We start from the raw sequence: 24,149 nt of genomic DNA, 5'->3' as shown, positions 1-24,149 counted from the left end.
AAACAAAAGGGCCATTCAATAATTGAATGACCCTTATAAATCCCGCAGAGCGGGTAATCGTGGCGTCCCCTAGGGGACTCGAACCCCTGTTACCGCCGTGAAAGGGCGGTGTCCTAGGCCACTAGACGAAGGGGACACAAACCCTTCTATACAACTGATCAGTGCTGAGAGCTGATCGATTCAAGGCCGGTGTGGCCAGACCTTGAACTGTAAAATTGGTGGAGCTAAGCGGGATCGAACCGCTGACCTCCTGCATGCCATGCAGGCGCTCTCCCAGCTGAGCTATAGCCCCGGATTTTTCGCCTCGCGGCGGAGTGATCTCTTGCAACATCACTTCTGTAAAACTGGCGTCCCCTAGGGGACTCGAACCCCTGTTACCGCCGTGAAAGGGCGGTGTCCTAGGCCACTAGACGAAGGGGACGCAAACCCTTCTATACAACTGATCAACGCTGAGTGTTGATCGCTTCAAGGCCGGTGTGGCCAGACCTCGAAGTGTAAATTGGTGGAGCTAGACGGGATCGAACCGTCGACCTCTTGCATGCCATGCAAGCGCTCTCCCAGCTGAGCTATAGCCCCTCATCGCTGAGGACGGGGCGAATCTTAAGGGCGTATCGAAAGCCTGTCAAACTTATTTTTGAAAAATTTCAAAATTTTTTGCCGGGATAACAATCACTTACCGCCCTCCCCCGTAAATTCGGGAGAAACGCCGAAGGCAGGATCAAAAGATCGCAGCCTTCGGCAGTCCTGCAAAGAAGCAAAAGCAATCAGGCGATGGCGCCCAAGAGCTTTTCCCATTCCTTGTTTTCTTTCTTCGACACGCCGCCCAGCAGGTCAATCGCCTGGCGCAGACGGAAACGGGTGAGATCCGGGCCGAGGATTTCCATCGCATCGAGCACCGACACCGAACTCGCCTGCCCGGTGATCGCAGCAAACATCAACGGCATCGCATCGCGCAGTTTCAGCTCAAGGGATTCGACTACCGCCTGAATCGTCGCGGTGATGCTGTCCTTCTCCCACTGCCGCAGGCTTTCCAGTTTCCACAGGATCAACTGCATCAACTGGCGAACCTGATCGCCGGAGAGCTTTTTCGACTCGAAGAGCTTGGCATCCGGATTCACGCCGCCGGCAAAGAAGAACCCCGCCAGCGGCGCGACCTGGCTGAACGTTTCAACACGGCCCTGAACGTGCGGCGCGATTTTCATCATGTATTCAGAGTTGAACGCCCACTTCTGCACGCGGGCGGCAAACTCTTCCACCGGCAGATCGCGCAGCCACTGGCCGTTGAGCCACGACAGCTTCTCGATATCGAAGATCGGCCCACCGAGGGAAACGCGCTTGAGGTCGAAGTTGTCGACCATTTCCTGCAGCGAGAACTTCTCGCGCTCGTCCGGCATCGACCAGCCCATGCGCCCGAGGTAGTTGAGCATCGCTTCCGGCATGAAGCCCATGCGCTCGTAGAACGTCACCGAGGTCGGGTTCTTGCGCTTGGACAGCTTGCTCTTGTCCGGGTTACGCAGCAGCGGCATGTAGCACAGCTCCGGTTGTTCCCAGCCGAAGTATTCGTACAGCAAAATCAGTTTCGGTGCCGATGGCAGCCATTCTTCGCCACGCAGCACGTGGGTGATGCCCATCAGGTGATCGTCGACGACGTTGGCGAGGAAGTAAGTCGGCAGGCCGTCGGTCTTCATCAGCACTTGCATGTCCATGCGATCCCACGGGATCTCGACGTCGCCACGCAGCATGTCCGGCACCACGCAGACGCCTTCGCTCGGCACCTTCATGCGGATCACGTGCGGTTCGCCAGCGGCCAGGCGCGCCGCGACTTCTTCCTTCGACAGCAGCAGCGCGCGGCCGTCGTAGCGCGGAGTTTCGCCACGAGCCATTTGCTCGGCGCGCATCTGATCGAGTTCTTCAGCAGTGCAGAAGCACGGGAACGCATGCCCCATGTCGACCAGTTGCTGGCAGTACTTCTGGTAGATATCGCCGCGCTCGCTCTGCCGATAAGGGCCGTGCGGGCCGCCGACATCCGGGCCTTCGCTCCAGTCGATGCCGAGCCAGCGCAGGGCGTCGAAGATCTGCTGTTCGGACTCGCGGGTCGAACGCAACTGATCGGTGTCTTCGATGCGCAGGATGAACTCACCGCCGTGCTGCTTGGCAAAGCAGTAGTTGAACAATGCGATGTAAGCGGTACCTACGTGGGGGTCCCCGGTAGGCGATGGCGCGATGCGAGTGCGGACGGTGGTCATGGCTTGTCTCGAAAAAATGAAGAGCAGAACAATCAAGCGGCGAATGGTAACAGGCGACACCCGCCCCGCTCCAGCGGGCAGGGTATTTAAGCCGGATGCGCTAAGCCCTTCGGATGGTGTGAAGGCCATTCGCGAGCAGGCTCGCTCCCACAGGGATACACAATGATCGTTCCCACGCTCTGCGTGGGAAAGCATCCTGTGACGCTCTGCGTCACGCGAGCGATGGGACGCAGAGCGTCCCGGGCGGCATTCCCACGCAGAGCGTGGGAACGATCCCTTATACCGTAAGCAATCGTTCGCGCAGCTTGGCAATCTCGTCACGCATCTGCGCCGCCGCTTCAAACTCCAGATCCCGCGCCAATTGGTACATCTTCTCTTCCAGCGCGCGGATGCGTTTGGTGATTTCGCTTGGCGAGCGCAGTTCCGCTTCGTACTTGGCGTTCTCTTCGGCGGCCTTGGCCATGCCTTTGCGCTTCTTGCTGCGCGAACCGGGCACGGTGGCGCCTTCCATGATGTCGGCGACGTCCTTGATCACACCTTTCGGGGTGATGCCGTTTTCCAGGTTGAAAGCGATCTGCTTCTCGCGACGGCGCTCGGTCTCGCCAATCGCCCGCTCCATCGAACCGGTCATGCGATCGGCGTAGAGAATCGCCCGGCCATTGAGGTTACGCGCCGCGCGACCGATGGTCTGGATCAGCGAGCGCTCGGAACGCAGGAAGCCTTCCTTGTCAGCATCGAGAATCGCCACCAGCGACACTTCCGGCATGTCGAGGCCTTCACGCAGCAGGTTGATCCCGACCAGCACATCGAACACGCCGAGGCGCAAATCGCGGATGATCTCGACGCGCTCGACGGTATCGATGTCCGAGTGCAGATAACGCACGCGCACGCCGTGGTCGGCGAGGTAATCGGTCAGGTCTTCGGCCATGCGCTTGGTCAGCGTGGTGACCAGCACACGCTCTTCGATCGCCACGCGCTTGGTGATTTCCGAGAGCAAGTCATCGACCTGAGTCAGTGCCGGCCGCACTTCAACCTGCGGGTCGACCAGGCCGGTCGGCCGCACCACTTGTTCGACCACGCGCCCGGCGTGCTCGGCTTCATAGTTGCCGGGGGTCGCCGAAACGAAAATGGTCTGCGGGCTGACCCCTTCCCACTCGTCGAAACGCATTGGCCGGTTGTCCAGCGCCGAAGGCAGGCGGAAGCCGTACTCAACGAGGGTTTCCTTGCGCGAGCGGTCGCCCTTATACATCGCGCCGACCTGCGGCACGCTGACGTGGGATTCGTCGATCACCAGCAAGGCGTCGGCAGGCAGATAGTCGTAAAGCGTGGGTGGCGCCGCGCCGGATGGACGCCCGGAAAGGTAGCGCGAGTAGTTTTCGATGCCGTTGCAGTAACCCAGTTCGAGGATCATCTCCAGGTCGAAACGGGTGCGCTGCTCCAAGCGCTGGGCCTCCACCAGTTTGTTGTTACTGCGCAAGTATTCGAGGCGCTCCTGCAATTCGACCTTGATGCCTTCGATGGCGTCGAGCAGGGTTTCCCGAGGCGTCACGTAGTGGCTCTTCGGATAGAAAGTGAAGCGCGGCATCTTGCGGATGACTTCGCCGGTCAGCGGATCAAACGCGGAAATGCTCTCGACCTCGTCGTCGAAAAGCTCAATGCGGATCGCTTCCAGATCGGATTCCGCCGGGAAGATATCGATCACATCACCGCGCACGCGGAACGTCGCCCGGGCAAAATCCATGTCGTTGCGGGTGTATTGCAGGTCAGCCAGGCGCCGCAGAAGCGCGCGCTGATCGAGCTTGTCACCGCGATCCACGTGCAAGACCATTTTCAGATAGGTTTCCGGGCTGCCCAGACCATATATGCACGACACCGTGGTGACGATGATCGCATCTTTGCGCTCCAGCAACGCTTTGGTCGCGGACAGTCGCATCTGCTCGATGTGGTCGTTGATCGACGCGTCCTTCTCGATGAAGGTGTCGGACGACGGCACATAGGCTTCGGGCTGGTAGTAGTCGTAATAGGAAACGAAGTATTCAACGGCGTTGTTCGGGAAGAACGCCTTGAACTCACCGTACAACTGCGCGGCCAGGGTCTTGTTCGGCGCCAGCACCAGCGTCGGACGCTGTACCTGGGAGATGACGTTGGCGATGCTGAAGGTCTTGCCCGAGCCGGTCACACCGAGCAATGTCTGGTGCGCCAGCCCGGCGTCAATGCCCTCAACCAACTGGCGAATGGCTTCCGGCTGATCGCCGGCAGGCTCGAAGCGGGTGACTAGCTGGAATTCCGACATACACACCTCTGGATTCGCGGCGCTCCGCGTCAGACGGAGCACCACGAGGACGACCGCAAACGACCGATGTCGCGCAAGAAAAAACCTGGATTGTGCTGAATGTGGTGGCGATTGCCTGACCTTTCAAGGCAAACGTCCTACATCCGGTAAAGAGTCTGACAAAGTCAATCGACTAACGGTCCAGAAATAATCGGAAAAACTTACCCCAAAAGCCGATTCGCCTGTCGCCATTGCGCGGTGATGGCCTCTATACTAGCTCCCCGTTTGTGCACCGCTCTAGTGCATTCGGCTGGAGCGCTACACGTCCCTCCATTCTCCATTCAGAGCCGCCGTAATAATGAGCCTGTTCTCCGCTGTCGAAATGGCACCCCGCGATCCAATCCTGGGCCTCAACGAAGCATTCAACGCCGATACCCGGACCACCAAGGTCAACCTGGGCGTAGGCGTGTACTGCAACGAAGAGGGGCGAATTCCACTGCTGCGCGCGGTGATCGAAGCCGAGACGATTCGCGTCGCGCAACACGCTTCGCGCGGTTACCTGCCGATCGATGGCATCGCTGCCTACGACCAGGCCGTGCAAAAACTGCTGTTCGGCAACGACTCGCCGCTGATCAGCGCCGGTCGCGTCATCACCACTCAGGCCGTCGGCGGGACCGGCGCACTGAAAATCGGTGCCGACTTCCTCAAGCAATTGCTGCCGAACGCCGTCGTGGCGATCAGCGATCCAAGCTGGGAAAACCACCGCGCGCTGTTCGAGACCGCTGGTTTCCCGGTGCAGAACTACCGTTACTACGACGCTGCCACCCATGACGTGAACCGTGCCGGCATGCTTGACGACCTCAACGCCCTGCCGAACGGCTCGATCGTTGTCCTGCACGCTTGCTGCCACAACCCGACCGGCGTCGACCTGACCCCGGCGGACTGGAACAAGGTACTGGAAGTGGTCAAGGCCAAAGGTCACGTGCCGTTCCTCGATATGGCTTACCAAGGCTTCGGCGACGGCATCGATGAAGACGCCGCCGCTGTGCGCCTGTTCGCTGAATCCGGTCTGACCTTCTTCGTCTCGAGCTCGTTCTCCAAATCGTTCTCGCTGTACGGCGAACGCGTTGGCGCACTGTCGATCATCAGCGAATCGAAAGAAGAAAGCGCGCGCGTGCTGTCGCAGGTCAAGCGCGTGATCCGCACCAACTACTCCAACCCGCCGACCCACGGCGCCAGCATTGTTGCTGCCGTTCTGAACAGCCCGGAACTGCGCGCACAGTGGGAAGCCGAGCTGGCCGAGATGCGCCTGCGCATTCGCGGCATGCGCGAGCAGATGGTTGCCCTGCTGGCGGAAAAAGCCCCGGGCCGCGATTTCAGCTTCGTCGGTCGTCAGCGCGGCATGTTCTCCTACTCCGGCCTGACCACTGAACAAGTGCATCGCCTGCGCAACGAGTTCGGCATCTACGCCCTGGACACCGGCCGCATCTGCGTGGCCGCGCTGAACCAGAGCAACATCAAGGCTGTGACGGACGCGATCGTTCAGGTCATCTGATTTCGGCGAGTGATGAAAAACGGGAAGCCTTGAACGGCTTCCCGTTTTTATTTGTCCCTGGAACCGCCGTGCAACCTCTAGACTGCACACAATTCAAAGTGCAGGAGCTGACGAGTGCAACGAGGCTGCGATCTTTTGATCTTGTTTTTTAAGATCAGGATCAAAAGATCGCAGCGTTCCGCAGCTCCTACCGGTTTTGTGTACACCCGAGATTTTTGAAGAGAACCCACATGAAAAACGACAACCTGCGCGCCGACCGTGACGACCTGGATGATTTCATCCCGCGCGCTCCGGCCAAGCGTGAAAAGAGCCTGGTGCTGCAAGTCGCCACCGGGGTATTCCTCGGTGGCCTGGCCCTGTGGCTGGTGCAACTGGCGGCGACAGCGGTCTATGCCAAGCTGATGCTCGGCACGATTACCTTCGGCAGTTAAGCCAGTTCAGCCGAGCGCTGGGTGGCGGCATCGTCGTAAATCACATACAGCGATTCGGCGACCTGGCTTTTGATGGCCTTGCTGCTTTCGAGACCGAGGACGAAACCTTCGGCCTTGCCGCCGGCGCGGTTCAATTCTTCGGCAGTACTTGCCCCGGTGATTGCATCGAAGAGTTTTTCGGCGTGCGGGCCGATCCCTTTGGGCAGGCTGATCTGTGCAGTGCTCATGCGAGCACCTCGATGTTACGGGTGATTTGAGTCATGGCGCGTACCTTTGCGGCGAATGGCCGGTAGCGCGTGTGACCACTTCCGGGCTGCCATGGTAGACCTCTGAGGCCTTTCTGGTAACCGCCAATCGCTGACAAAATGCCGTCCGTCCCGCTGAATCGCAAAAGTTGCCAGGCGATGCTTGACTTCTCTTTTTGAATCAGTAACATACGCACCAATTCCGCAATAGCTCAGTTGGTAGAGCAAGTGACTGTTAATCACTGGGTCCCTGGTTCGAGTCCAGGTTGTGGAGCCAAATAGCAAAGCCCCTGAATCGCAAGGTTCAGGGGCTTTTTTGTGGGCGCACGAAAAATACCAAAAGGCCGATCTGTTTGGGCAGATCGGCCTTTCCTGTTCAGACGCAGCAGTCAGACATGTTCGCTGCTTTTCACCTGCACCTTTGGCGCGCCGTGGCCATGATCATGGTCATCCGGCTCGATCACCGGCACTTCCTTGCCATCGCAATCATGCAGCTTGCCGTCGCTGAAGTAATCGCCTTCACGCAGCGCGGCCAGATCGCGATAACGCAGGGTGCGCTCTTCGGCTGCGGCGAACACTGACTGCTGATCCGAGTTGCCGGTCGTGAAGTGGTTGAACGCCAGGTTGAGCAGGATTGCCATGATTGCCGATGAACTGATGCCCGAATGGAAAATCGTCGCGAACCAGCTCGGGAAGTGATCGTAGAAGTTCGGCGCGGCGATCGGGATCATGCCGAAACCGATCGAAGTGGCAACGATGATCAGGTTGACGTTGTTGCGGTAGTCCACCTTCGACAAGGTGCGAATGCCACTCGCCGCCACGGTGCCGAACAGCACGATCCCTGCGCCGCCAAGGACCGAAGTCGGCACGGCGGCAATCACCCGCCCCATGAACGGCAGCAGCCCGAGGACGACGAGAAACAGACCGCCGGTGGCGACCACGAATCGGCTCTTGATACCGGTCACCGCCACCAGGCCGACGTTCTGCGCGAACGCACTTTGCGTGAACGATCCGAAGATCGGCGCGAACATGCTCGACAGCATGTCGGCACGCAGGCCGTTACCCAAGCGTTTGGAATCCACCTTGGTGTCAATGATTTCGCCCACGGCGAGGATGTCCGCCGAGGTTTCCACCAGCGTCACCATGACCACAATGCACATCGACAGGATCGCGGCGAAATGGAAGGTCGGCATGCCGAAGTGGAACGGTGTCGGGAAGCCGAACATGGGGCCGGTGGTGACACTGGAGAAGTCCGCCATGCCAAGGAACACCGCCAGCACCGTGCCGATGACCATGGCCAGCAGAATCGACAGCCGAGAAATGGTCGCGCTGCCAACCTTGCTCAGCAGCAACACCAGCACCAGCGTGACCGCCGCCAGACCGATGTTCTGCATGCTGCCGAAGTCCGGCGCGTGACTGTTGCCACCCATTGCCCAGCGTGCGGCCACTGGCATCAGCGTCAGGCCGATGGTGGTGATCACAATGCCGGTGACCAGCGGCGGAAAGAACTTGGTGATGCGTGAAAACACTGGCGTGATCAGCAAGCCGATCAACGAGGCGGCAATCACCGCGCCCAGCACCGATTGGAAACCGCCCTCCCCGCCACTGCTGACGATCGCGACCATGGTCGCCACGCCAGAGAACGATACGCCCTGGACCAGCGGCAGCTGACAGCCAAAAAACGGCAGACCCAGGGTTTGCAGCAACGTCGCCAGCCCCCCCGCAAACAATGAAGCAGCAATCAACAGACCAATGTCCGCCGGCGACAGACCGGCCGCCTGGCCAATGATCAGTGGCACCGCAACGATACCGCCGTACATGGTCAGAACATGTTGCAGGCCGTAAGCCATATTCGCGCCGACCCCGAGGTTTTCGTCCTCGGGCCGTTGGTGTGAAACATGGGGCGTTTTCATGGTGGGGGGTTCCCTGGTTTTTGTTATGCGCACACTGTATTCAATACTCAGGACAAATGTCCATAGAGTTGTATACAACTTATCAGTCACATAATGGTTAGGTAGCCATCCAACCTTCTAGCCTGCGCTTCTTGCCCCAACAAATTCGGCAACACATCCCCGCTGCGCTCGCGCCAGTGCCCACTAGGCTGAAGTGTTCACGGCGACCGACGGTGCAGTCGCGCTCTTTTTTATACATATAAAGTATGCATAATGAAGTCATTCAAGATTCAGTACGACAAAAGCAAAAACGCAGCCAACAAACTCAAGCACAAAGGCATCAGCCTCGCCGAAGCCGAACCGGTTTTCCACGACGAACGCGCACTGACACTTGAGGACAACGACCATGACGAACAACGCTGGATCACCCTCGGCCTCGATGCCAAAGGTCGTGTGCTTGCCGTTGCTTACAGCTATCGCGAAGCCAATGTTGTTCGAATCATTTCCGCACGTCTCGCCACACCCAGCGAACGGCGCGCGTATTTTCAGGAGGCTTGAACGATGAAAGACGAATATGACTTTTCCGCAGGTAAACGCGGCGCAGTAGTGCCGAACAAGGGCAAGACCCGCATCACCATCATGCTTGATGACGCGGTGATCGAAGCGGCGCGTACCGCCGCAGAAACCGAGGGCTTTGGCTATCAGACCGTGATCAACAACACCCTGCGCCATGCTTTGCTTGATGGCGCACGCCAGCAGGAAAGCGCTGACGATTCAGGTCTGACGGGGCAATTCAAGAAAGGCATCACCGCCACCGATCTCAAGAGTCTCGAGAGAAAGCTGTCAGCGGCAATCGGCGAAATCCGTCGCGTATTGGAGCCTGATGTAAAGCCTTAGATGGAGGCTGGCGCGATGACCCGAGCCAGCGCTTGCCGCACACGCGGTGAATCAGGCACTTGAAGATCAAACTCACGCCGCAGCAATTTCATCAGCTCGTCGACATCCGCCACCTCGCGCCGCTCACTGTCCGCGCCCATGTGATGAATGGCAAAACTGCCGTTGTTCAGGGTTTTGCGCCAACCAGCGCCGGTGCGCGCCAGCATCAGGCGCTGGGCAAAGGTGACTCGGGATGCGTCGAGACGTACCAGTTGCCGACGGTGTAATCGATGTCTTCCTGGCGCTGCAGATCAAACAGGTACATCGGCCGCCACTCGCCTGCGACCTGGGCGCGCAGCAGGTAGCCATCGTTCTGCTTGTCTATGCGGTAGGGTTCGTGCGGGGTTAGTTGCTCATGTTCACTGTCGAGCAAAAGCGGCGCGGTGGGCACCATGCCGCCAAAGCCGACGTCGGTGATGTAACGCACTGCGTCGATGGTCACCAGACTCAGACGATGGGTGCGCGCCGTCCAGCTGCCTTCCGGTTGATTCATCACGACGCGCCCGCTGATCGCCCGCGCGTCGAAGCCCAATTCAAGCAGCAGCGCATAAAACAAATGATTGAGCTCATAGCAGTAGCCGCCCCGCCCCTGCTGCAGCACCTTGCTTTCGATGGAGTCCAGGTCGATCGACACCGGTTCACCCATGACCGTAGCCAGATTCTCGAAAACAAATTCGGCGGTATGGCGCAGTTGCAACTGACGCAACGTATCCAGTGTCGGTGGCGGCGGCGCATCGAAACCCAGACGTTGCAGATACAGATTGGTATTGCTCAGCCGTGGCGCACTCATTGCTCGATCCTTATGCGTGGGGCCGCAGAACACTGCGTGGATATTGCCCTGTATACGGGATCAAGCACGGCTTCCGACAATTGATTTCGCCAATCGCCCGCTCAGCGCTTTTTCCGCGAAGCGATGCGAATCCATGTCGGTGCATGGTCGCTGGCGTGCGGTTCGTTGCGCACCCAGGCGTCGACGCCGGCATCGTGCAGATACGGGCTCAATGCCGGGTTGAGCAGCAGGTGGTCGATGCGCAGGCCGGAGTTGGTTTGCCAATGGTTACGGAAATAATCCCAGAAGGTATAGATGCGTTCTTCGGGATACACGTGGCGCAGGGAATCGGTCCAGCCCTGGCCCAGCAGGCGCTGATAGCACTCGCGGCTTTCGGGTTGCAACAAAGCATCCTTGAGCCAGGATCGCGTGTTGTAGATGTCCATGTCGGTGGGCACGACATTGAAGTCACCGGCGAGCACCACCGGGTGATCGCTGCTTTGCAGGTCTTTGGCGTAATTGATCAGACGCTCGAACCAGGCCAGTTTGTAATCGAATTTCGGCCCCGGCTGCGGGTTGCCGTTGGGCAGATACAGGCAACCGACCAGCACACCGTGCACCGCCGCTTCGATATAGCGGCTGTGCGTGTCATCGGGATCGCCGGGCAAACCGCGTCGACTCTCCAACGGCTGCGCATCACGCGCCAGAATCGCCACGCCATTCCATGACGCCTGGCCCTGCCAGATCGCGCCGTAACCGACGGCCTCCAGTTCGGCGGCGGGAAATGCGCTGTCGACCGATTTGAGCTCTTGCAGGCAGACGATGTCCGGCTGCTCGCGCTTGAGCCACTCCAGCAGATTCGGCAGCCGCGCGCGCATGCCATTGACGTTGAAGGTGGCGATTCGCAGGTTTTTCATCGTCTGCAACTCCTGCCCGGTGGGATTGCAAATTGTGACCCTGAGAACGCCGCGCAGGTTGCATCGAATGACAATGCGACAGCTCAGACGCGATTACGCAGCCATTGCAGGAAGCCTCTTTTCGGCGCGACCACGGGCGCTTCCTCGGTCAGCGACTGCGCCTTGTGCAGGCGGAAATCGAGCAACGCCTGCATCGCATCATGGATGTCATGGCGCGCATCCAGGCACGGTTTCAGGTAGGACTTCTCGATGCGATACAGGGCGCAGAAAGTCTTCGCGGAAAAATCCGCCGGCAGCGCGGTGTCGGAGAGAATCCCGGCCTCGCCGATCACCTCGCCCGGCCCCATGCGCCCGGATTCCAGGGGTGCACCATGGCGCTTGAGCGTCACCGAAACCACGCCGGATTCAATGATGAACAAATGATCGCTGACCTCCCCGCCCGCCAGAATCGTTTCGCCGGCGCGGAAGGTTTGCAGGGTCATGTTCTGGCTGAAGGTGTCTTTTTCTTCCTCGCGCAGAGTCGAGAAGATCGGTGAGCTTTCCAACAACGCCCTTGGCCGCGACAACTGCGGTGCGGCGCTGGTCTCGTTGCTCGACAGCAGGTTGACGCCGGAGGCCTGCAAATGTCGGTAAGCGAGGTCGAACAACTGATTGCGCACCACGCGCTTCTCGCCCATCGAGGCGACAAATCCACTGATTTCGTATTCCGCGCCGCCGCTGGCAGAACTCTTCAACGATACGCTCGGCGCCGGTGTGTCGAGCAATTGCCGACAACCCTGCATTGCCCGCTCCAGCGCCTCGATTACCGAACTGGGCCGGGCATGGGGGCTGACAGGCACGCTGACGGAAACACCGAACATATTGCTCGGTCGGCTGAAGTTGATGATTTTGGCTTTCGCCGCCAGCGAGTTGGGAATCACGGCCATGCTGCCCTGGCTGGTTTGCAGACGAGTGGCGCGCCAGTCGATGTCGGTGACGCGGCCCTCGGTGCCGTCGATGGAGATCCAGTCATCGAGTTGATAGGGCTTGGTGGTGTTGAGGACGATGCCGGAGAACACGTCGCTCAACGTGCTCTGCAAGGCCAGACCGACGATGATCGCCAACGCGCCGGACGTCGCCAGCACGCCTTTGACCGGCAGATCGAGCACGTACGCCAGCGCCGCAATGATCGCGATGAGGAAAATCACCGCGCCGAGCAAGTCCTGCAACAGCCGGCCGGTGTGGCCGACCCGCTGCATCATCACCGCGCCGATCAGCACCGTCAGGGTTCGCGCACCAAACAGCCACCAGCCGATCTGCAACCCGGTCGCCGCCAGATGCAGCGGCACGTTGTCGGCCCACGGCGCCGGCTCCATCGGGTTGAGGCCTTCGTTGAACAGCACAATGCTGAACAGGGCGAAAATCAGCACCCGCACCAACAGCTTCCATTCGCTGCCGCGAGAGCTGATCAGCCGCCACAGGCCAAGATCGAGCAGGATCAGGATCAACGCGCTAAACAAAGGGTGTTCGGTCAGCAGAGACAGCATCAAACAACTCCGACAAAGGCCAATCGCGAGAAGATCGCACAGATTGGCACAGTGTAGGAGCAATTGATTTCGGCGGATGAACCGCCGCTTGAAAACACTGCGAAACCCTGTAGGAGCTGCCGAAGGCTGCGATCTTGAGGCTGTGGGACGCGGAATGTCCCCGGCTGCATTCCCACTCAGAGCGTGGGAACGATCAGACGCTGAAAAACCTGTGGGAGCGAGCCTGCTCGCGAAGGCGTCCTGTCAGTCACTACCTCTTCGACTGAATCAGAGCATTCGCGAGCAGGCTCGCTCCCACAGGGAGTTTCAGTTGCCAGTAAAGCTCGGGGTCAGGCGTGCATCCGGCCAAAACGCCCGGACTGAAAGTCGGCGAAGGCCTGATGAATTTCCTGCTCGGTGTTCATCACAAACGGGCCATGGCCGACGATCGGTTCGTCGATCGGCTCGCCGCTGAGCAGCAATACCACCGCGTCTTCGCTAGCCTGGAGAGTGAGTCGATTACCGTCGCGTTCGAACAGCGCCAACTGCCCTACCCCAACCGATTCCGCACCGTTGACCTGCACCGAACCTTTCAGCACCACCAGTGCGGTATTGCGTCCTTCGTGCAGATCAAGCGTCAGCACCTTGCCGGCATTGAGGCGCAGATCCCAGACGTCGATCGGCGTAAAGGTGCGCGAAGGTCCGGTGTGCCCGTCGAATTCACCGGCGATCAGTCGCAGGCTGCCGGCGTTGTCCTTGAGCGCGATGCTGGGAATGTCGCGGTCGAGAATGGTCTGGTAACCCGGCGCGGCCATTTTGTCCTTGGCCGGCAGGTTGACCCACAGCTGGACCATTTCCAGCTTGCCGCCGGTTCTGGCGAAATTCTCCGAATGAAACTCTTCATGGAGGATGCCGGACGCTGCGGTCATCCACTGCACGTCGCCCGGGCCGATGGTGCCGCCGCTGCCGGTGGAGTCGCGGTGTTGCACTTCGCCGTCGTAAACGATGGTCACGGTTTCAAAACCACGGTGCGGGTGCTGGCCGACGCCACGCTGTTCAGTGGTCGGGGTGAATTCGGCGGGACCGGCGTGATCGAGCAGCAAAAACGGGCTGATGTGCTTGCCCAGGTTGTCGTAAGAGAAAAGTGTGCGCACCGGGAAACCATCGCCGACCCAATGGCCGCGCGGGCTGGTGTAAATGCCGATGATGTTTTTCATGGGGTCTCCAATGTGTAAATGCATTGGATTAAGCCTAAAGGCATATCGAATATTCGACTAGACGGTGAAAACCGGCTTGAGTGTTCCATGTGCAGAACAATTGGGTCAGCAGCGCGCATTTCGCGAGCAGGCTCGCTCCCACAGCAGACTGCATTGGTTCAGAGGCACCGTGCGAGGCCGTGCATGGCTTCGCGCAACCTGTCGATGGCACGGTTGATAACTGCGTTTTCACTGCCTCGGCAAGCCGTTTCCAGCTCAACACACGCAACAACAACCCGCGCAGCGCCGACCATTTGCGCGCCGCCCCTGATGCGATGGGCCAGCTCACGCAGGCCGTTGCGGTCGCCGACGTGGATCTGATCCAGAGCCTGGAGATCATCACGCAGGCTGTTGCCGACTTCGTTGCGCAAATGCTCGATCAACGAGTGATCGGTCCCGGCCATCTGCTCCAGGGCACTCAGGTCAATCTCGACCGACTCGGCGCCAGGCGGTTCATCTTCGTGAAGCTCGCAACGGCGGGCGCCGTTCATGGCTTCAGCCAGATCGTGCAAGCGAATCGGTTTGAACAGGCAGCCGTCCATGCCGGCATCCAGACAACGCAGGCGCTCTTCGATCTGCGCATTGGCCGTAAAACCGAGGATCAGACAGGGCCTGCGGCCGCTGGCGGCTTCTTCGTTGCGAATCGCCTGTGCCAGCTCATAGCCATTGCGTCGCGGCATGTTGCAGTCGGTGATCACCACATCGAAGGCCTGGGTTCGCCAGCGGTCCAGCCCCTGTTCACCATCGCCAACGTCTACCGTGCGATGCCCGAGTTCACTAAGTTGCCAGCACATCAGCAAACGATTGACCGGGTGATCGTCGACCACCAACACGCTTAATACACACGTCGCGGCCGCCGCCTCGGGCGTTGCCAGTGTGGTCGTCACCGACGTCAGCAGCGGCAACTGGATATTGATTTTTACTCGCGTGCCTTGCCCGAGATCACTATCGAGACCCAGCGTGCCGCCCATCATTTCGCAGAGGTTACGGCTGATCACCAGCCCCAGGCCGGAACCGCTGCGCGCCGCTTGGAGGCTATTGCTCGCTTGAACGAACGGGCTGAACAGGCGCTTTTGATCTTCAGCACTTATACCGATGCCGCTGTCTTCGATAAGCACCTGCACATTCACTTGCTCGTCCGATATCGCAACGATCTGCAGTCGCAGGCTGACCTCGCCTGCCTCGGTAAATTTGATCGCATTGCTCAACAGGTTGGACAGCACTTGTTTGAAGCGCGTCGGATCGACCAGCACATCCACGTCGGCGCGCGGATCAAGCTCGATGCGCCACAACAAGCGCTTCTGCCGCGCCAGCCCTTCGAACACCCGACATACCGACGACACCGTCTCCCGCAGGTTGGCCCGCTCGGGCGCGAGGGACAAATGCCCCGATTCGATACGAGCGATATCGAGAATGTCGCCAATCAACGCCAATAATTGCTGGCCGGCATTCGACGCCACCTGAATGGCGAGTCGATCGGTCACGCCCTCCTCTGCGCGCTTGAGGGCCAGTTCGAGCATGCCGATCAGGGCGTTCATCGGCGTGCGGATCTCGTGGCTCATGGTCGCCAGAAAAGTGCTCTTGGCCCGACTGGCTTCGTCCGCCGCGTCCTTGGCCTGTTGCAGTTGCAGCAACCATTGCTGACGCTGGTGGATCTGCCGGCGCTGCCAGCCAATCCACAGCAGTGCCAACAGAAGCAAGGCAGCTGCGCTGGCGAAACCCAGCAGAATCTCCTGACGGTGGCGCAGCCAGTAGCTGTTCTCGACCACTACATCGTGGCTCCAGCGCTCCACCAGTTCATCCATTTGCTGCGGCGCAATGCTCAGTAACGCCTTGTTCAGGATCGAGTGCAGCAATGCCGATTGCGGCGCCGTGGCCAATGCGATGCGCGCCGGCTGATCGCCAACGGTGCCGGTAATTCGCAGGCGATCGCGGTACTGCCGGGCAATCAGAAAACGCGCCACCAGCAACGAGCTCACCGTTACGTCGACCTGTCCTCGGGCAATCAGCGCCATGCCTTCGGCGGGGCTTTTCACTTCGACCAGACGTAGTCCGGGCACGCGTTGCAGCAGGTATTCGCGCAACGGGTGGCCGCGATAGATGGCCAGGCGTTTGCTCGCCAGGTCGTCGAGCGGCAATGGATGTGGCCCGTTCGCCGCACTGACCAGCACGAACGGATTGTTCAGATAGGCGCGGGTGAATTGCAGCTGCGCTTCCCGCTCGGTGCTCGGCGTCACCACCGGCAGGACATCAAGTTCACCCGCCTGGAGCTGCTCGAACTGATCGTTCAACGAGGTGCCACGCACGATCTCGAAATTCAGCCCGCTGCGCTGAGCGATGAGGCTCAACAACTGCGCTGCCAGGCCGTTGAAGCGTCCCTCGGCATCGAAAAACGCCAACGGCGCGAAGTCTTCGACCGCGCCCACCCGCACCACCGGGTGCTGATCAAGCCACTGCTGTTCAGCGGCGCTGAGCTGTACCCGCGACTGTTCGGCCATCTCGGCGAGGCCGACGCTCCAGCGCTGTTCGATCAGATGCCGACGCTCCATGGGCACGGCCAGCAAGGCCTTGTCGACGATGCGTTTGAGCACCACATCGCTGCGCAACAACGCAAAGGCGAACGGATTGGCGTCAAGCCCCGACGGCCCGGCCAATTGCAGGTCGTTGCGATAGTTGGTGTTGATCAGATAATTGGCGCTGATGAAGTCGCCCAGGTACACGTCGTCGGCACCGAAGGCGACCGCGCCGAGTGCATCCATGGCCGAAGCATAAAGCTGCACGTGGGCGCCGGGGTAGAACGCCTGAACATGGGCCAGTGGCAGGTAATCCTCGACCATGGCGATGCGTTTGGCCGTCAGGTCGGCGGGCAGCTTCTCGTCGTGGCGCGTGACCAGCATCGGCTGATCTTCAGCATAAGGCCGCGACAGAATGAAGGCCGGATCCGCCGCTTCGAAACTGTTCGAGGTGCCCAAGAGTTCGACATCGCCGCGCTTGAGTGCGGCCATCAGTGCCGGCCGATCGGCGAAACGCCGCACTTCGATCCTGATGCCGAGCAGTTGCGCCAGCAGATCGGCGTAATCGGCGGTCAGCCCTTCCAGCTCATGCTGTTGGCGGGTGATTTCGAAGGGCGGGTAATCCGGGCCGGAGATGCCCATGCGCAAGACTGGATGCTCACGCAGCCACTGGCGCTCCCGATCATCGAGGCGGACCTGGATACCCCCCGGTTCGAGGCGCGCCAGCACCTCCAGTGTCTGCGGCTGATCATTCGCCCAGACCGAGGCGGCAAGCCCCAGCCAAATCCCTAAAACCCGCAGTCCCTGCGTCATGTCGAGGTACTCAGATCAAGTGATTGCGCTTGGCGAACTCACGCAGAAGCACCAGCGAACCCAGGCCAAGTTTCGCCATCATGCGGGTCTTGTAGGTGCTGACAGTCTTGTGACTCAGGTGCATCTCCTGGGCGATGGCTTTGTTTGGTTTGCCCAACGCCAGGTTCACGAAAATGCATAACTCTCGATCGGACAGCTGCGCGATCAGCTCCTGTTCAGTGCGTTGCACCGCGTTGTACAGACCGCTGGTATTGGGCAACGCGGAGAAATAGGTGTGGCCGGACATCAGCGCCTTGATAGCGTCGTGCAGCAGCGTCAGATGATTGCTCTTGGTCACGTAACCCCGCGCGCCCGCGCGCAAACAGCGCTCCTGGTAATGCGTGGGCTCATGCATGCTGAACACCAGGATCCGGCAGCGTGCCGTCGGCGCTTTGATCTGGATTCGCGTCAGCACTTCCAGCCCGTCCATGGACCCCAAGCCGAGATCGAGCACGACCAGTTGTGGATCATGCGCGCAAATCAACGGCACGACTTCATTGCCATTGGACGCTTCATGAATCTGCGTGAAGCCTTGAGCCTGCAGGACAATGCGAATGGCCGCGCGCACGACTGGGTGATCATCGACGATCAGCGCTGACTTCATTGGTACTCCTGCAAAATCGAAGACACCGCAACAGTCTGTCCCGGAGTCGGTGGCCGCGCCGGCACTGTTACATGGATGAGCAAGAGAATCACCTGTCAGGTCTGACAGTTGTGCAGAGTGGTTTTTTATGCATTGGCATGGCGCAACGACGCGTGAGAGTCGGGCGGTGCCTGGCGTTCGTCGCAAGCTTCGACTCTCGCCATCACCTGCCCGATGAGCTGTGAATTGGGCAATGGCGTCGGGCTGATCTGCGCGTTTTCCTGAGCAAACCCCGCAACCGCCAGCAAGGGCGCCGACGGTTCGTTGTAGATCAGAGCGTGGCGAACCTGTGGGTGATCGAGCAGAAAGCCCGACAGATCGAGGGAGCCTGCCGCCAGCTCGGCATTGATCACCAATACATCGAACGGCTCGCAGCCGTAGTCGACCAGGGTCAACAATTCGCCGAGATTCTGCACCGGGGCGACGCGGTAGTAGCCGAGCGAGTTGAACAGGCGCTCGATTTTCATGCGATGAAAATGCTGCGGGTCGGCGATCAGGATGCGCAACGCTTTGTTGCTCATGGTCATTCTCCCGGTGAGGTTTGGGGAGGGCAAGACTACGCAAGCGCCGGGGATAGCTCTGTAGGACTTTTCCTAAAAATCCGCTCATTCATCCGGCGGCCCTGACGCATCAATATTCCCTGTGGGAGCGAGCCTGCTCGCGAAGGGGCTATACCAGTCAGAGATGTATTGACTGACACGGCGCCTTCGCGAGCAGGCTCGCTCCCACAGGGGAAAGCATTCCATGGCTGCTATTGCCAGCCGAATCGACGGATGTAGAAGCCTTTCACCGCTTGGGTCAAAGCCATGTACGCGAGCAGAATCACCGGCAGAAACACGAAATACAGCGACGGCAATGCCTGCAACTTGAAGTAATGCGCCAGCGGTCCCATGGGCAGGAAGATGCCGACTGCCATGATGATCGCGGTCATGACCAGCAGCGGCATGGCGGCGCGGCTTTGCAGAAACGGGATCTTCGGCGTGCGGATCATGTGCACGATCAGCGTCTGGGTCAGCAACCCGACCACGAACCAGCCGGACTGGAACAGTGTCTGGTGATCCGGGGTATTGGCGTCGAACACGTACCACATCAAGGCGAATGTCGTGATGTCGAAGATCGAACTGATCGGGCCGAAGAACAGCATGAAACGCCCGACGTCAGCCGGCTGCCAGCGCTGCGGCTGTTTCAGCATCGCTTCGTCGACGTTATCGAACGGAATGGCAATCTGCGAAATGTCGTACAGCAGGTTTTGCACCAGCAGGTGCATCGGCAGCATCGGCAGGAACGGGATGAACGCGCTGGCGACCAGCACCGAGAACACATTGCCGAAGTTGGAGCTGGCAGTCATCTTGATGTACTTGAGCATGTTGGCGAAGGTGCGCCGCCCCTCGAGCACGCCCTCCTCCAGCACCATGAGGCTTTTTTCCAACAGGATGATGTCCGCCGCCTCCTTGGCGATGTCCACCGCGCTGTCCACGGAAATGCCGATGTCGGCGCTGCGCAGCGCCGGCGCGTCGTTGATGCCATCGCCCATGAACCCGACCACATGGCCGTTGCCCTTGAGCACACGGACGATGCGCTCCTTGTGCGACGGCGTGAGTCTGGCGAAGACGTTGGTCGTCTCGACCGCCACCGCAAGCTCAGCATCGCTCATGCGCTCAATGTCATTGCCCAGCAGCAAACCCTGTTGGCCGAGGCCGACCTCGCGGCAGATCTTTGCTGTGACCAGCTCGTTGTCACCGGTCAACACCTTCACCGCCACGCCGTGCTCGGCCAAGGCCTTGAGCGCTGGCGCGGTGCTTTCCTTCGGCGGATCGAGGAACGCCACGTAACCGATCAGCGTCAGTTCCTGCTCATCGGCCAGGCTGTAAATCTCGCGGCCTGCTGGCATTGAGCGAGCCGCGACCGCCACCACGCGCAGACCTTCGGCGTTGAAAGCGCCGGTGACCTGGCGAATCCGTGCCAGCAATTCATCGCTCAATGCCTCATCAACTTCGCCGTGACGCACCCGGCTGCACACCGCCAGCACTTCTTCCACCGCGCCTTTGCAGATCAATTGGTGGGGCTGAGCGCGGCCCTCCACGACCACCGACATGCGCCGGCGATTGAAATCAAACGGGATTTCATCGACCTTGCGAAACGCACTGCCGACTTTCAATTCGCGATGGATTTCCACGTGTTCCAGCACCGCCACATCCAGCAGGTTTTTCAGGCCGGTCTGGTAGTAGCTGTTGAGGTAGGCCAGTTCCAGCACAGCGTCAGAATCCTCACCCCAGACATCGACATTACGCGCCAGAAAGATCTTGTCCTGAGTCAGGGTGCCGGTCTTGTCGGTACACAGCACGTCCATGGCGCCGAAGTTCTGGATCGCGTCGAGGCGTTTGACGATGACTTTTTTGCGCGACAGGAACACGGCGCCTTTGGCCAGGGTCGAGGTGACTATCATCGGCAGCATTTCCGGAGTCAGGCCGACGGCAATCGACAGCGCGAAGAGCAGCGCTTCGCTCCAGTCGCCCTTGGTGAAACCGTTGATGAACAGCACCAGCGGCGCCATGACGAACATGAAGCGGATCAGCAGCCAGCTGACCTTGTTGACCCCCTGCTGAAACGAGGTCACCGCCCGGTCCGTCGCGCCGACCCGTTGCGCCAGCGCACCGAAGTAGGTGCTGTTGCCGGTGGTGAGAATCAGCGCAATCGCGCTGCCGGAGACAACGTTGGTGCCCATGAACAGAATATTGTCCAGCTCCAGCGGGTTACGCGTGTCGCGATCGGTCTGCCGGGTGAATTTCTCCACCGGCATCGATTCACCGGTCATCGCTGCCTGGCTGACGAACAGGTCCTTGGCGCTGAGCACGCGGCAATCGGCGGGAATCATGTCGCCGGCCGAGAGCACGATCAGATCGCCGGGCACCAGTTGCCTGATCGGCAGCTCCCGGCGTGGGCCATCGCGGCGCAGCACCGTGGCGGTGTTGCTGACCATGGCTTTGAGCGCATCGGCGGCCTGATTGGATTTGCTCTCTTGCCAGAAGCGCAGCAGCGTCGACAGCACCACCATGGAGAAAATCACCACGGCCGCCTTGAGGTCTTCGGTCAGCCAGGAGATCACCGCAAGCAAGGTCAGCAGCAGGTTGAACGGATTTTTGTAGCAGTGCCACAGATGAGTCCACCACGGCAGCGGTTGCTCGTGCTCGACCTCGTTGAGGCCATGTTGCGCGCGCAGTGCATCGGCCTCGACCTCGGTGAGCCCCTCGCCGTGCGTGCCCAACGACGACAGCAACGCGGCGCTGTCGGCATGGGCGGCAGCCACCAGCGTACTGGCCAGCGTCGGCGGCACTTCACGGTTGACCCTGGTGTCGTTGATCGAATCCAGCAGCGCCAGACGACGGAAGTGCCGGGCGATGTGACGGCTGCGCAGAAAGCCTGCGAAAAATTCCTTGAGCGTGAGTTTCATGGCTGTGTCCCCTGTGGTCAGCCGGGAAACCGTCGAGCAGGTACCGCCGCGCCCTGGCACCGGGACAACCGGCACGGCAAGGCGTGGCGCGCCCGTCGGGAATGACAGGCGTGTCGATAGGCGGCGATGACGACTGAGGTCGCCATCACGCTTGGTTCAGCGTCGTTGAGAAGGACGTCGAGACACGATCCGGAACGGGTCGTGCACGGGATGCCGCTGCTCGCTGTTACGGCGAGACAACGGCAGGGAAAGACTGCGCGTTATCTTGCCGAGAATCTGCCGGTGATCGAGACCGGCCGACAACTGTCACTCGAACAAGTACCCACTGTGGGTCTCCGCAATTGATGAAAACGCGCGCAGCTTACGCCCGCAGCGAAACGGCTGGAAGAGGTGTTTTCGGGGAATGTGGGGGGTGTTCAGCAAGGGTTCAGAATTTCCCCGCGATCGTTCCTACGCTCAGCGTAGGAACGCCTCATCGGACGCTCCGCGTTCGGCTTCTGAAAGGGACGCGGAGCGTCCCGGGCTGCATTCCCACGCAGAGCGTGGGAACGATCATATGTGGGGCCATCCATGGCCCCTTCGCGAGCAGGCTCGCTCCCACATTCTGGCCTGCGTTCACAGAACCATTGTGGGAGCGAGCCTGCTCGCGAAGGCGATATGTCAGGCAATGCAGATTCAGCTGGCAGTCGCCAACAACAGCTCCGCCACGGAACGGCTGTGCCCGCGCTGTTTGCCATGCTCGTACAACGAGCCAGCGATTTCGTCGGCGCGAATCGGCAGCACCGACAGCAGCGTATCGCTCAGGCCATGGCTGGCCTGGCAGAAGCCCTGCATATATATGCCGGCCTTGCAGCGCTCGTCGGTGATCAGTTTGTAGTTGCGATCGACTTCGAATTCGCCGAGGTATTCCTCCAGCGGCGCGAGCAATTTGCGGTGCATCTGGCGCTCGTAACCGGTGGCCAGCACCACGGCGTCATAGATTCGCACCGTGACTTCGCCGGTGGCGTTGTTGCGCACGGCCAGTTCGATGCCGTTTGCCGTGGCAGTGGCGCTCTCGACGGTGGTCAGGGTGCGGAACGCATGGCGGGCAATCCCGGAAACCTTCTGCCGGTAGAAGATGCCGTAGATGCGTTCGATCAGGTCGATGTCGACCACCGAATAGTTGGTGTTGTGGTACTCGTTGACCAGACGCTCGCGCTCGACGCTGTTCTGCTGGAACACCAGATCAGTGAATTCCGGCGAGAACACTTCGTTGACGAACGGGCTGTCGTCCGCAGGCTTCAAGGCCGAGCCGCGCAGGATCATGTCGACCTGCACCGACGGGAATGAATCGTTCAGATCGATAAAGGCTTCCGCCGCGCTCTGTCCGCCTCCGATGATGGCGATACTCATCGGTTGATTGTTCACGCACGGCTGTCTGGCCATTTGCGACAGGTATTGCGAATGGTGGAATACCCGATGATCGCCCTTCAGCGCCTTGAACGCCTCTGGAATGCGCGGTGTGCCGCCAGCGCTGACCACCACCGAACGTGTGGTACGCACGAATTGCTGGCCGTCGCTGCCCCGAGAAATTACCCGCAGCGCTTCAACCTGCTGGTTGTGCAACACCGGTTCGATAAACTGCACTTCTTCACCATAACGGCTCTGCTCGGTGAACTGCCCGGCCACCCAGCGCAGGTAGTCGTTGTACTCCATGCGGCATGGATAAAAAGTGCCGAGGTTGATGAAGTCGACCAGACGCCCATGGTGCTTGAGGTAATTGACGAACGAGTACGGGCTGGTCGGATTGCGCAGGGTCACCAGATCCTTGAGGAAGGAAATCTGCAACTCGCTCTGCGTCGACAAGGTGTTGCCGTGCCAGCTGTAAGTGGCCTGCTTGTCGAGGAACAGCACATCCAGTTCGCCCTGGATCCGGCCGCGCTCTTGCAGAGCGATGGCCAGTGCCAGGTTCGAAGGGCCGAAACCGACGCCGATCAGGTCGTGAACGATGGGCGATGCAATTGCCTGTGTCATTTCCAGTGTCCTCTGGATGAACCCCTCAACGCGGGGAAATAAAGCCTGGGTGGCCTGACCGGCCTGAATCAGGTCAGCAGGTCGTCTGTTGAGTAGGAACGAGGACGATGAGAGGAAATTTAACCGGCGCGGATCACTGGCCATCCCATTGCTGGATGCGCAAGCGGCAATGTTTCATGGCGTTGACGATGTGTTTTTCCACCAGCGCCCGGGAGATACCGAGGGTCTGGGCGATTTCCGGATGGGACAGGCCTTCGATCTTGCGCAGCAGAAAACTGTCGCGGCACAGCGGCGGCAATTCGGCCAGTGCGCGCTGGAGCATTTCCAGACGCTGGCCGTGATCGAGGGTGCCGTGGGGGGACGGGGTGAAATAGCGCTCTTCGTTGTCGAGCACGTCCAGCGATTCGACCTGACGCAGCGCGTTGCGACGGTGATCGTCGATGACCAGGTTCAATGCGGTGCGATAAAGGAAGGCCCGGGGTTGTTCGATCGGCACCTCGCTGGAGCGCTCCAGCACGCGTACGTAGGCGTCATGCACCACATCCTCGGCGACCTGACGGTTGCCCAGTCTGGCGTTGAGGAAACACACCAGCTCACGATAGTAGTTTTCCAACATGACTCCCGACCGCATCGATGCCGTTTCTGTCCTTGAG

The 24,149-nt window shown here is 59.9% G+C and carries 17 protein-coding genes, 5 tRNA genes and 1 pseudogene; 5 read left to right on the top strand and 18 right to left on the bottom strand.

Annotated features, from left to right (window positions below; genetic code table 11):
* Positions 1–60 precede the first annotated feature (60 nt).
* From FEE99_RS14240 to uvrB, 6 genes are all read right to left on the bottom strand, one after another.
* Positions 61–136 (bottom strand) — tRNA-Glu (locus tag FEE99_RS14240).
* Between the two features lie 80 nt (positions 137–216).
* Positions 217–292 (bottom strand) — tRNA-Ala (locus FEE99_RS14235).
* A 53-nt stretch (positions 293–345) separates the two neighbouring features.
* Positions 346–421, bottom strand: a tRNA-Glu gene (locus FEE99_RS14230).
* A 79-nt stretch (positions 422–500) separates the two neighbouring features.
* Positions 501–576 (bottom strand) — tRNA-Ala (locus FEE99_RS14225).
* A gap of 188 nt (positions 577–764) precedes the next feature.
* Positions 765–2,246: a glutamate--tRNA ligase gene (gene gltX, locus FEE99_RS14220; RefSeq protein ID WP_016773920.1), complete on the bottom strand. Its 1,482-nt coding sequence runs from the start codon at positions 2,244–2,246 to the stop codon at positions 765–767.
* A gap of 277 nt (positions 2,247–2,523) precedes the next feature.
* Entirely contained in the window at positions 2,524–4,539 is a 2,016-nt protein-coding gene (uvrB, locus tag FEE99_RS14215; RefSeq protein ID WP_016773919.1) for an excinuclease ABC subunit UvrB, read from the bottom strand.
* A 337-nt stretch (positions 4,540–4,876) separates the two neighbouring features.
* On the opposite strand from uvrB, the gene FEE99_RS14210 reads away from it, so the two are divergent.
* Both FEE99_RS14210 and FEE99_RS14205 read left to right on the top strand, forming a co-directional pair.
* The gene (locus tag FEE99_RS14210; RefSeq protein WP_016773918.1) at positions 4,877–6,073 is read left to right on the top strand and encodes an amino acid aminotransferase; all 1,197 of its coding nucleotides are present in this window, start codon (positions 4,877–4,879) and stop codon (positions 6,071–6,073) included.
* 230 nt (positions 6,074–6,303) lie between these two features.
* Positions 6,304–6,504 (top strand): hypothetical protein, encoded by a 201-nt coding sequence (locus FEE99_RS14205; RefSeq protein WP_041478524.1) that lies wholly within the window; start codon positions 6,304–6,306, stop codon positions 6,502–6,504.
* Here the strand turns inward: FEE99_RS14205 and FEE99_RS14200 are convergent.
* A complete protein-coding gene (locus FEE99_RS14200; RefSeq protein WP_024012377.1) occupies positions 6,501–6,731 on the bottom strand; it encodes a hypothetical protein in 231 nt (76 codons plus the stop codon). The genes FEE99_RS14205 and FEE99_RS14200 overlap by 4 nt on opposite strands.
* Before the next feature lie 219 nt (positions 6,732–6,950).
* Here FEE99_RS14200 and FEE99_RS14195 point away from each other — a divergent pair.
* A tRNA-Asn gene (locus FEE99_RS14195) sits at positions 6,951–7,026 on the top strand.
* A 112-nt stretch (positions 7,027–7,138) separates the two neighbouring features.
* On the opposite strand, the gene FEE99_RS14190 is transcribed toward FEE99_RS14195, so the two are convergent.
* Positions 7,139–8,662 carry a nucleobase:cation symporter-2 family protein gene (locus tag FEE99_RS14190; protein WP_024012376.1) on the bottom strand — a complete coding sequence of 508 codons (1,524 nt, stop codon included), beginning with the start codon at positions 8,660–8,662 and terminating at the stop codon, positions 7,139–7,141.
* A gap of 252 nt (positions 8,663–8,914) precedes the next feature.
* Here FEE99_RS14190 and FEE99_RS14185 point away from each other — a divergent pair, with 252 nt between their 5' ends.
* Together FEE99_RS14185 and FEE99_RS14180 are read left to right on the top strand one after the other, a co-directional pair.
* Positions 8,915–9,199 (top strand): BrnT family toxin, encoded by a 285-nt coding sequence (locus tag FEE99_RS14185; protein ID WP_041478522.1) that lies wholly within the window; start codon positions 8,915–8,917, stop codon positions 9,197–9,199.
* A 3-nt stretch (positions 9,200–9,202) separates the two neighbouring features.
* Complete coding sequence (locus FEE99_RS14180; RefSeq protein WP_041478521.1) at positions 9,203–9,538, top strand: BrnA antitoxin family protein; 336 nt, start codon at positions 9,203–9,205, stop codon at positions 9,536–9,538.
* Here the strand turns inward: FEE99_RS14180 and FEE99_RS14175 are convergent.
* From FEE99_RS14175 to FEE99_RS14130, 10 genes and pseudogenes are all read right to left on the bottom strand, one after another.
* Positions 9,535–10,367: pseudogene (locus FEE99_RS14175) on the bottom strand (arylamine N-acetyltransferase family protein). The gene FEE99_RS14180 and the pseudogene FEE99_RS14175 sit on opposite strands and share 4 nt — an antisense overlap.
* Positions 10,368–10,468: 101 nt before the next feature.
* Complete coding sequence (gene xth, locus FEE99_RS14170) at positions 10,469–11,263, bottom strand: exodeoxyribonuclease III (RefSeq protein WP_041478519.1); 795 nt, start codon at positions 11,261–11,263, stop codon at positions 10,469–10,471.
* Between the two features lie 83 nt (positions 11,264–11,346).
* Positions 11,347–12,789, bottom strand: a complete 1,443-nt coding sequence (locus FEE99_RS14165) for a mechanosensitive ion channel family protein (protein WP_041478518.1) — start codon at positions 12,787–12,789, stop codon at positions 11,347–11,349.
* Positions 12,790–13,118: 329 nt separating this feature from the next.
* The gene (locus FEE99_RS14160) at positions 13,119–13,985 is read right to left on the bottom strand and encodes a pirin family protein (RefSeq protein ID WP_041478517.1); all 867 of its coding nucleotides are present in this window, start codon (positions 13,983–13,985) and stop codon (positions 13,119–13,121) included.
* A 158-nt stretch (positions 13,986–14,143) separates the two neighbouring features.
* Positions 14,144–17,350, bottom strand: coding sequence for a transporter substrate-binding domain-containing protein (locus FEE99_RS14155; protein ID WP_064361087.1), 3,207 nt, complete (start codon positions 17,348–17,350; stop codon positions 14,144–14,146).
* Between the two features lie 10 nt (positions 17,351–17,360).
* Positions 17,361–17,993, bottom strand: coding sequence for a response regulator transcription factor (locus tag FEE99_RS14150; RefSeq protein WP_041478515.1), 633 nt, complete (start codon positions 17,991–17,993; stop codon positions 17,361–17,363).
* A gap of 125 nt (positions 17,994–18,118) precedes the next feature.
* Positions 18,119–18,553, bottom strand: coding sequence for a hypothetical protein (locus FEE99_RS14145; RefSeq protein WP_041478514.1), 435 nt, complete (start codon positions 18,551–18,553; stop codon positions 18,119–18,121).
* 230 nt (positions 18,554–18,783) lie between these two features.
* On the bottom strand, positions 18,784–21,483 hold the full coding sequence (mgtA, locus tag FEE99_RS14140) for a magnesium-translocating P-type ATPase (RefSeq protein WP_041478513.1): 2,700 nt from the start codon (positions 21,481–21,483) through the stop codon (positions 18,784–18,786).
* 675 nt (positions 21,484–22,158) lie between these two features.
* Positions 22,159–23,496, bottom strand: coding sequence for a lysine N(6)-hydroxylase/L-ornithine N(5)-oxygenase family protein (locus tag FEE99_RS14135; RefSeq protein ID WP_041478512.1), 1,338 nt, complete (start codon positions 23,494–23,496; stop codon positions 22,159–22,161).
* A 133-nt stretch (positions 23,497–23,629) separates the two neighbouring features.
* On the bottom strand, positions 23,630–24,112 hold the full coding sequence (locus FEE99_RS14130) for a sigma-70 family RNA polymerase sigma factor (RefSeq protein ID WP_041478511.1): 483 nt from the start codon (positions 24,110–24,112) through the stop codon (positions 23,630–23,632).
* Between the last annotated feature and the right edge of the window lie 37 nt (positions 24,113–24,149).

The organism is Pseudomonas sp. ef1 (assembly GCF_007293365.2).
GTDB classification, from domain to species: domain Bacteria; phylum Pseudomonadota; class Gammaproteobacteria; order Pseudomonadales; family Pseudomonadaceae; genus Aquipseudomonas; species Aquipseudomonas siliginis.
The sequence above is the reverse complement of the archived record's forward strand: the minus strand, read 5'-3'. Positions and strand labels throughout refer to the sequence as shown.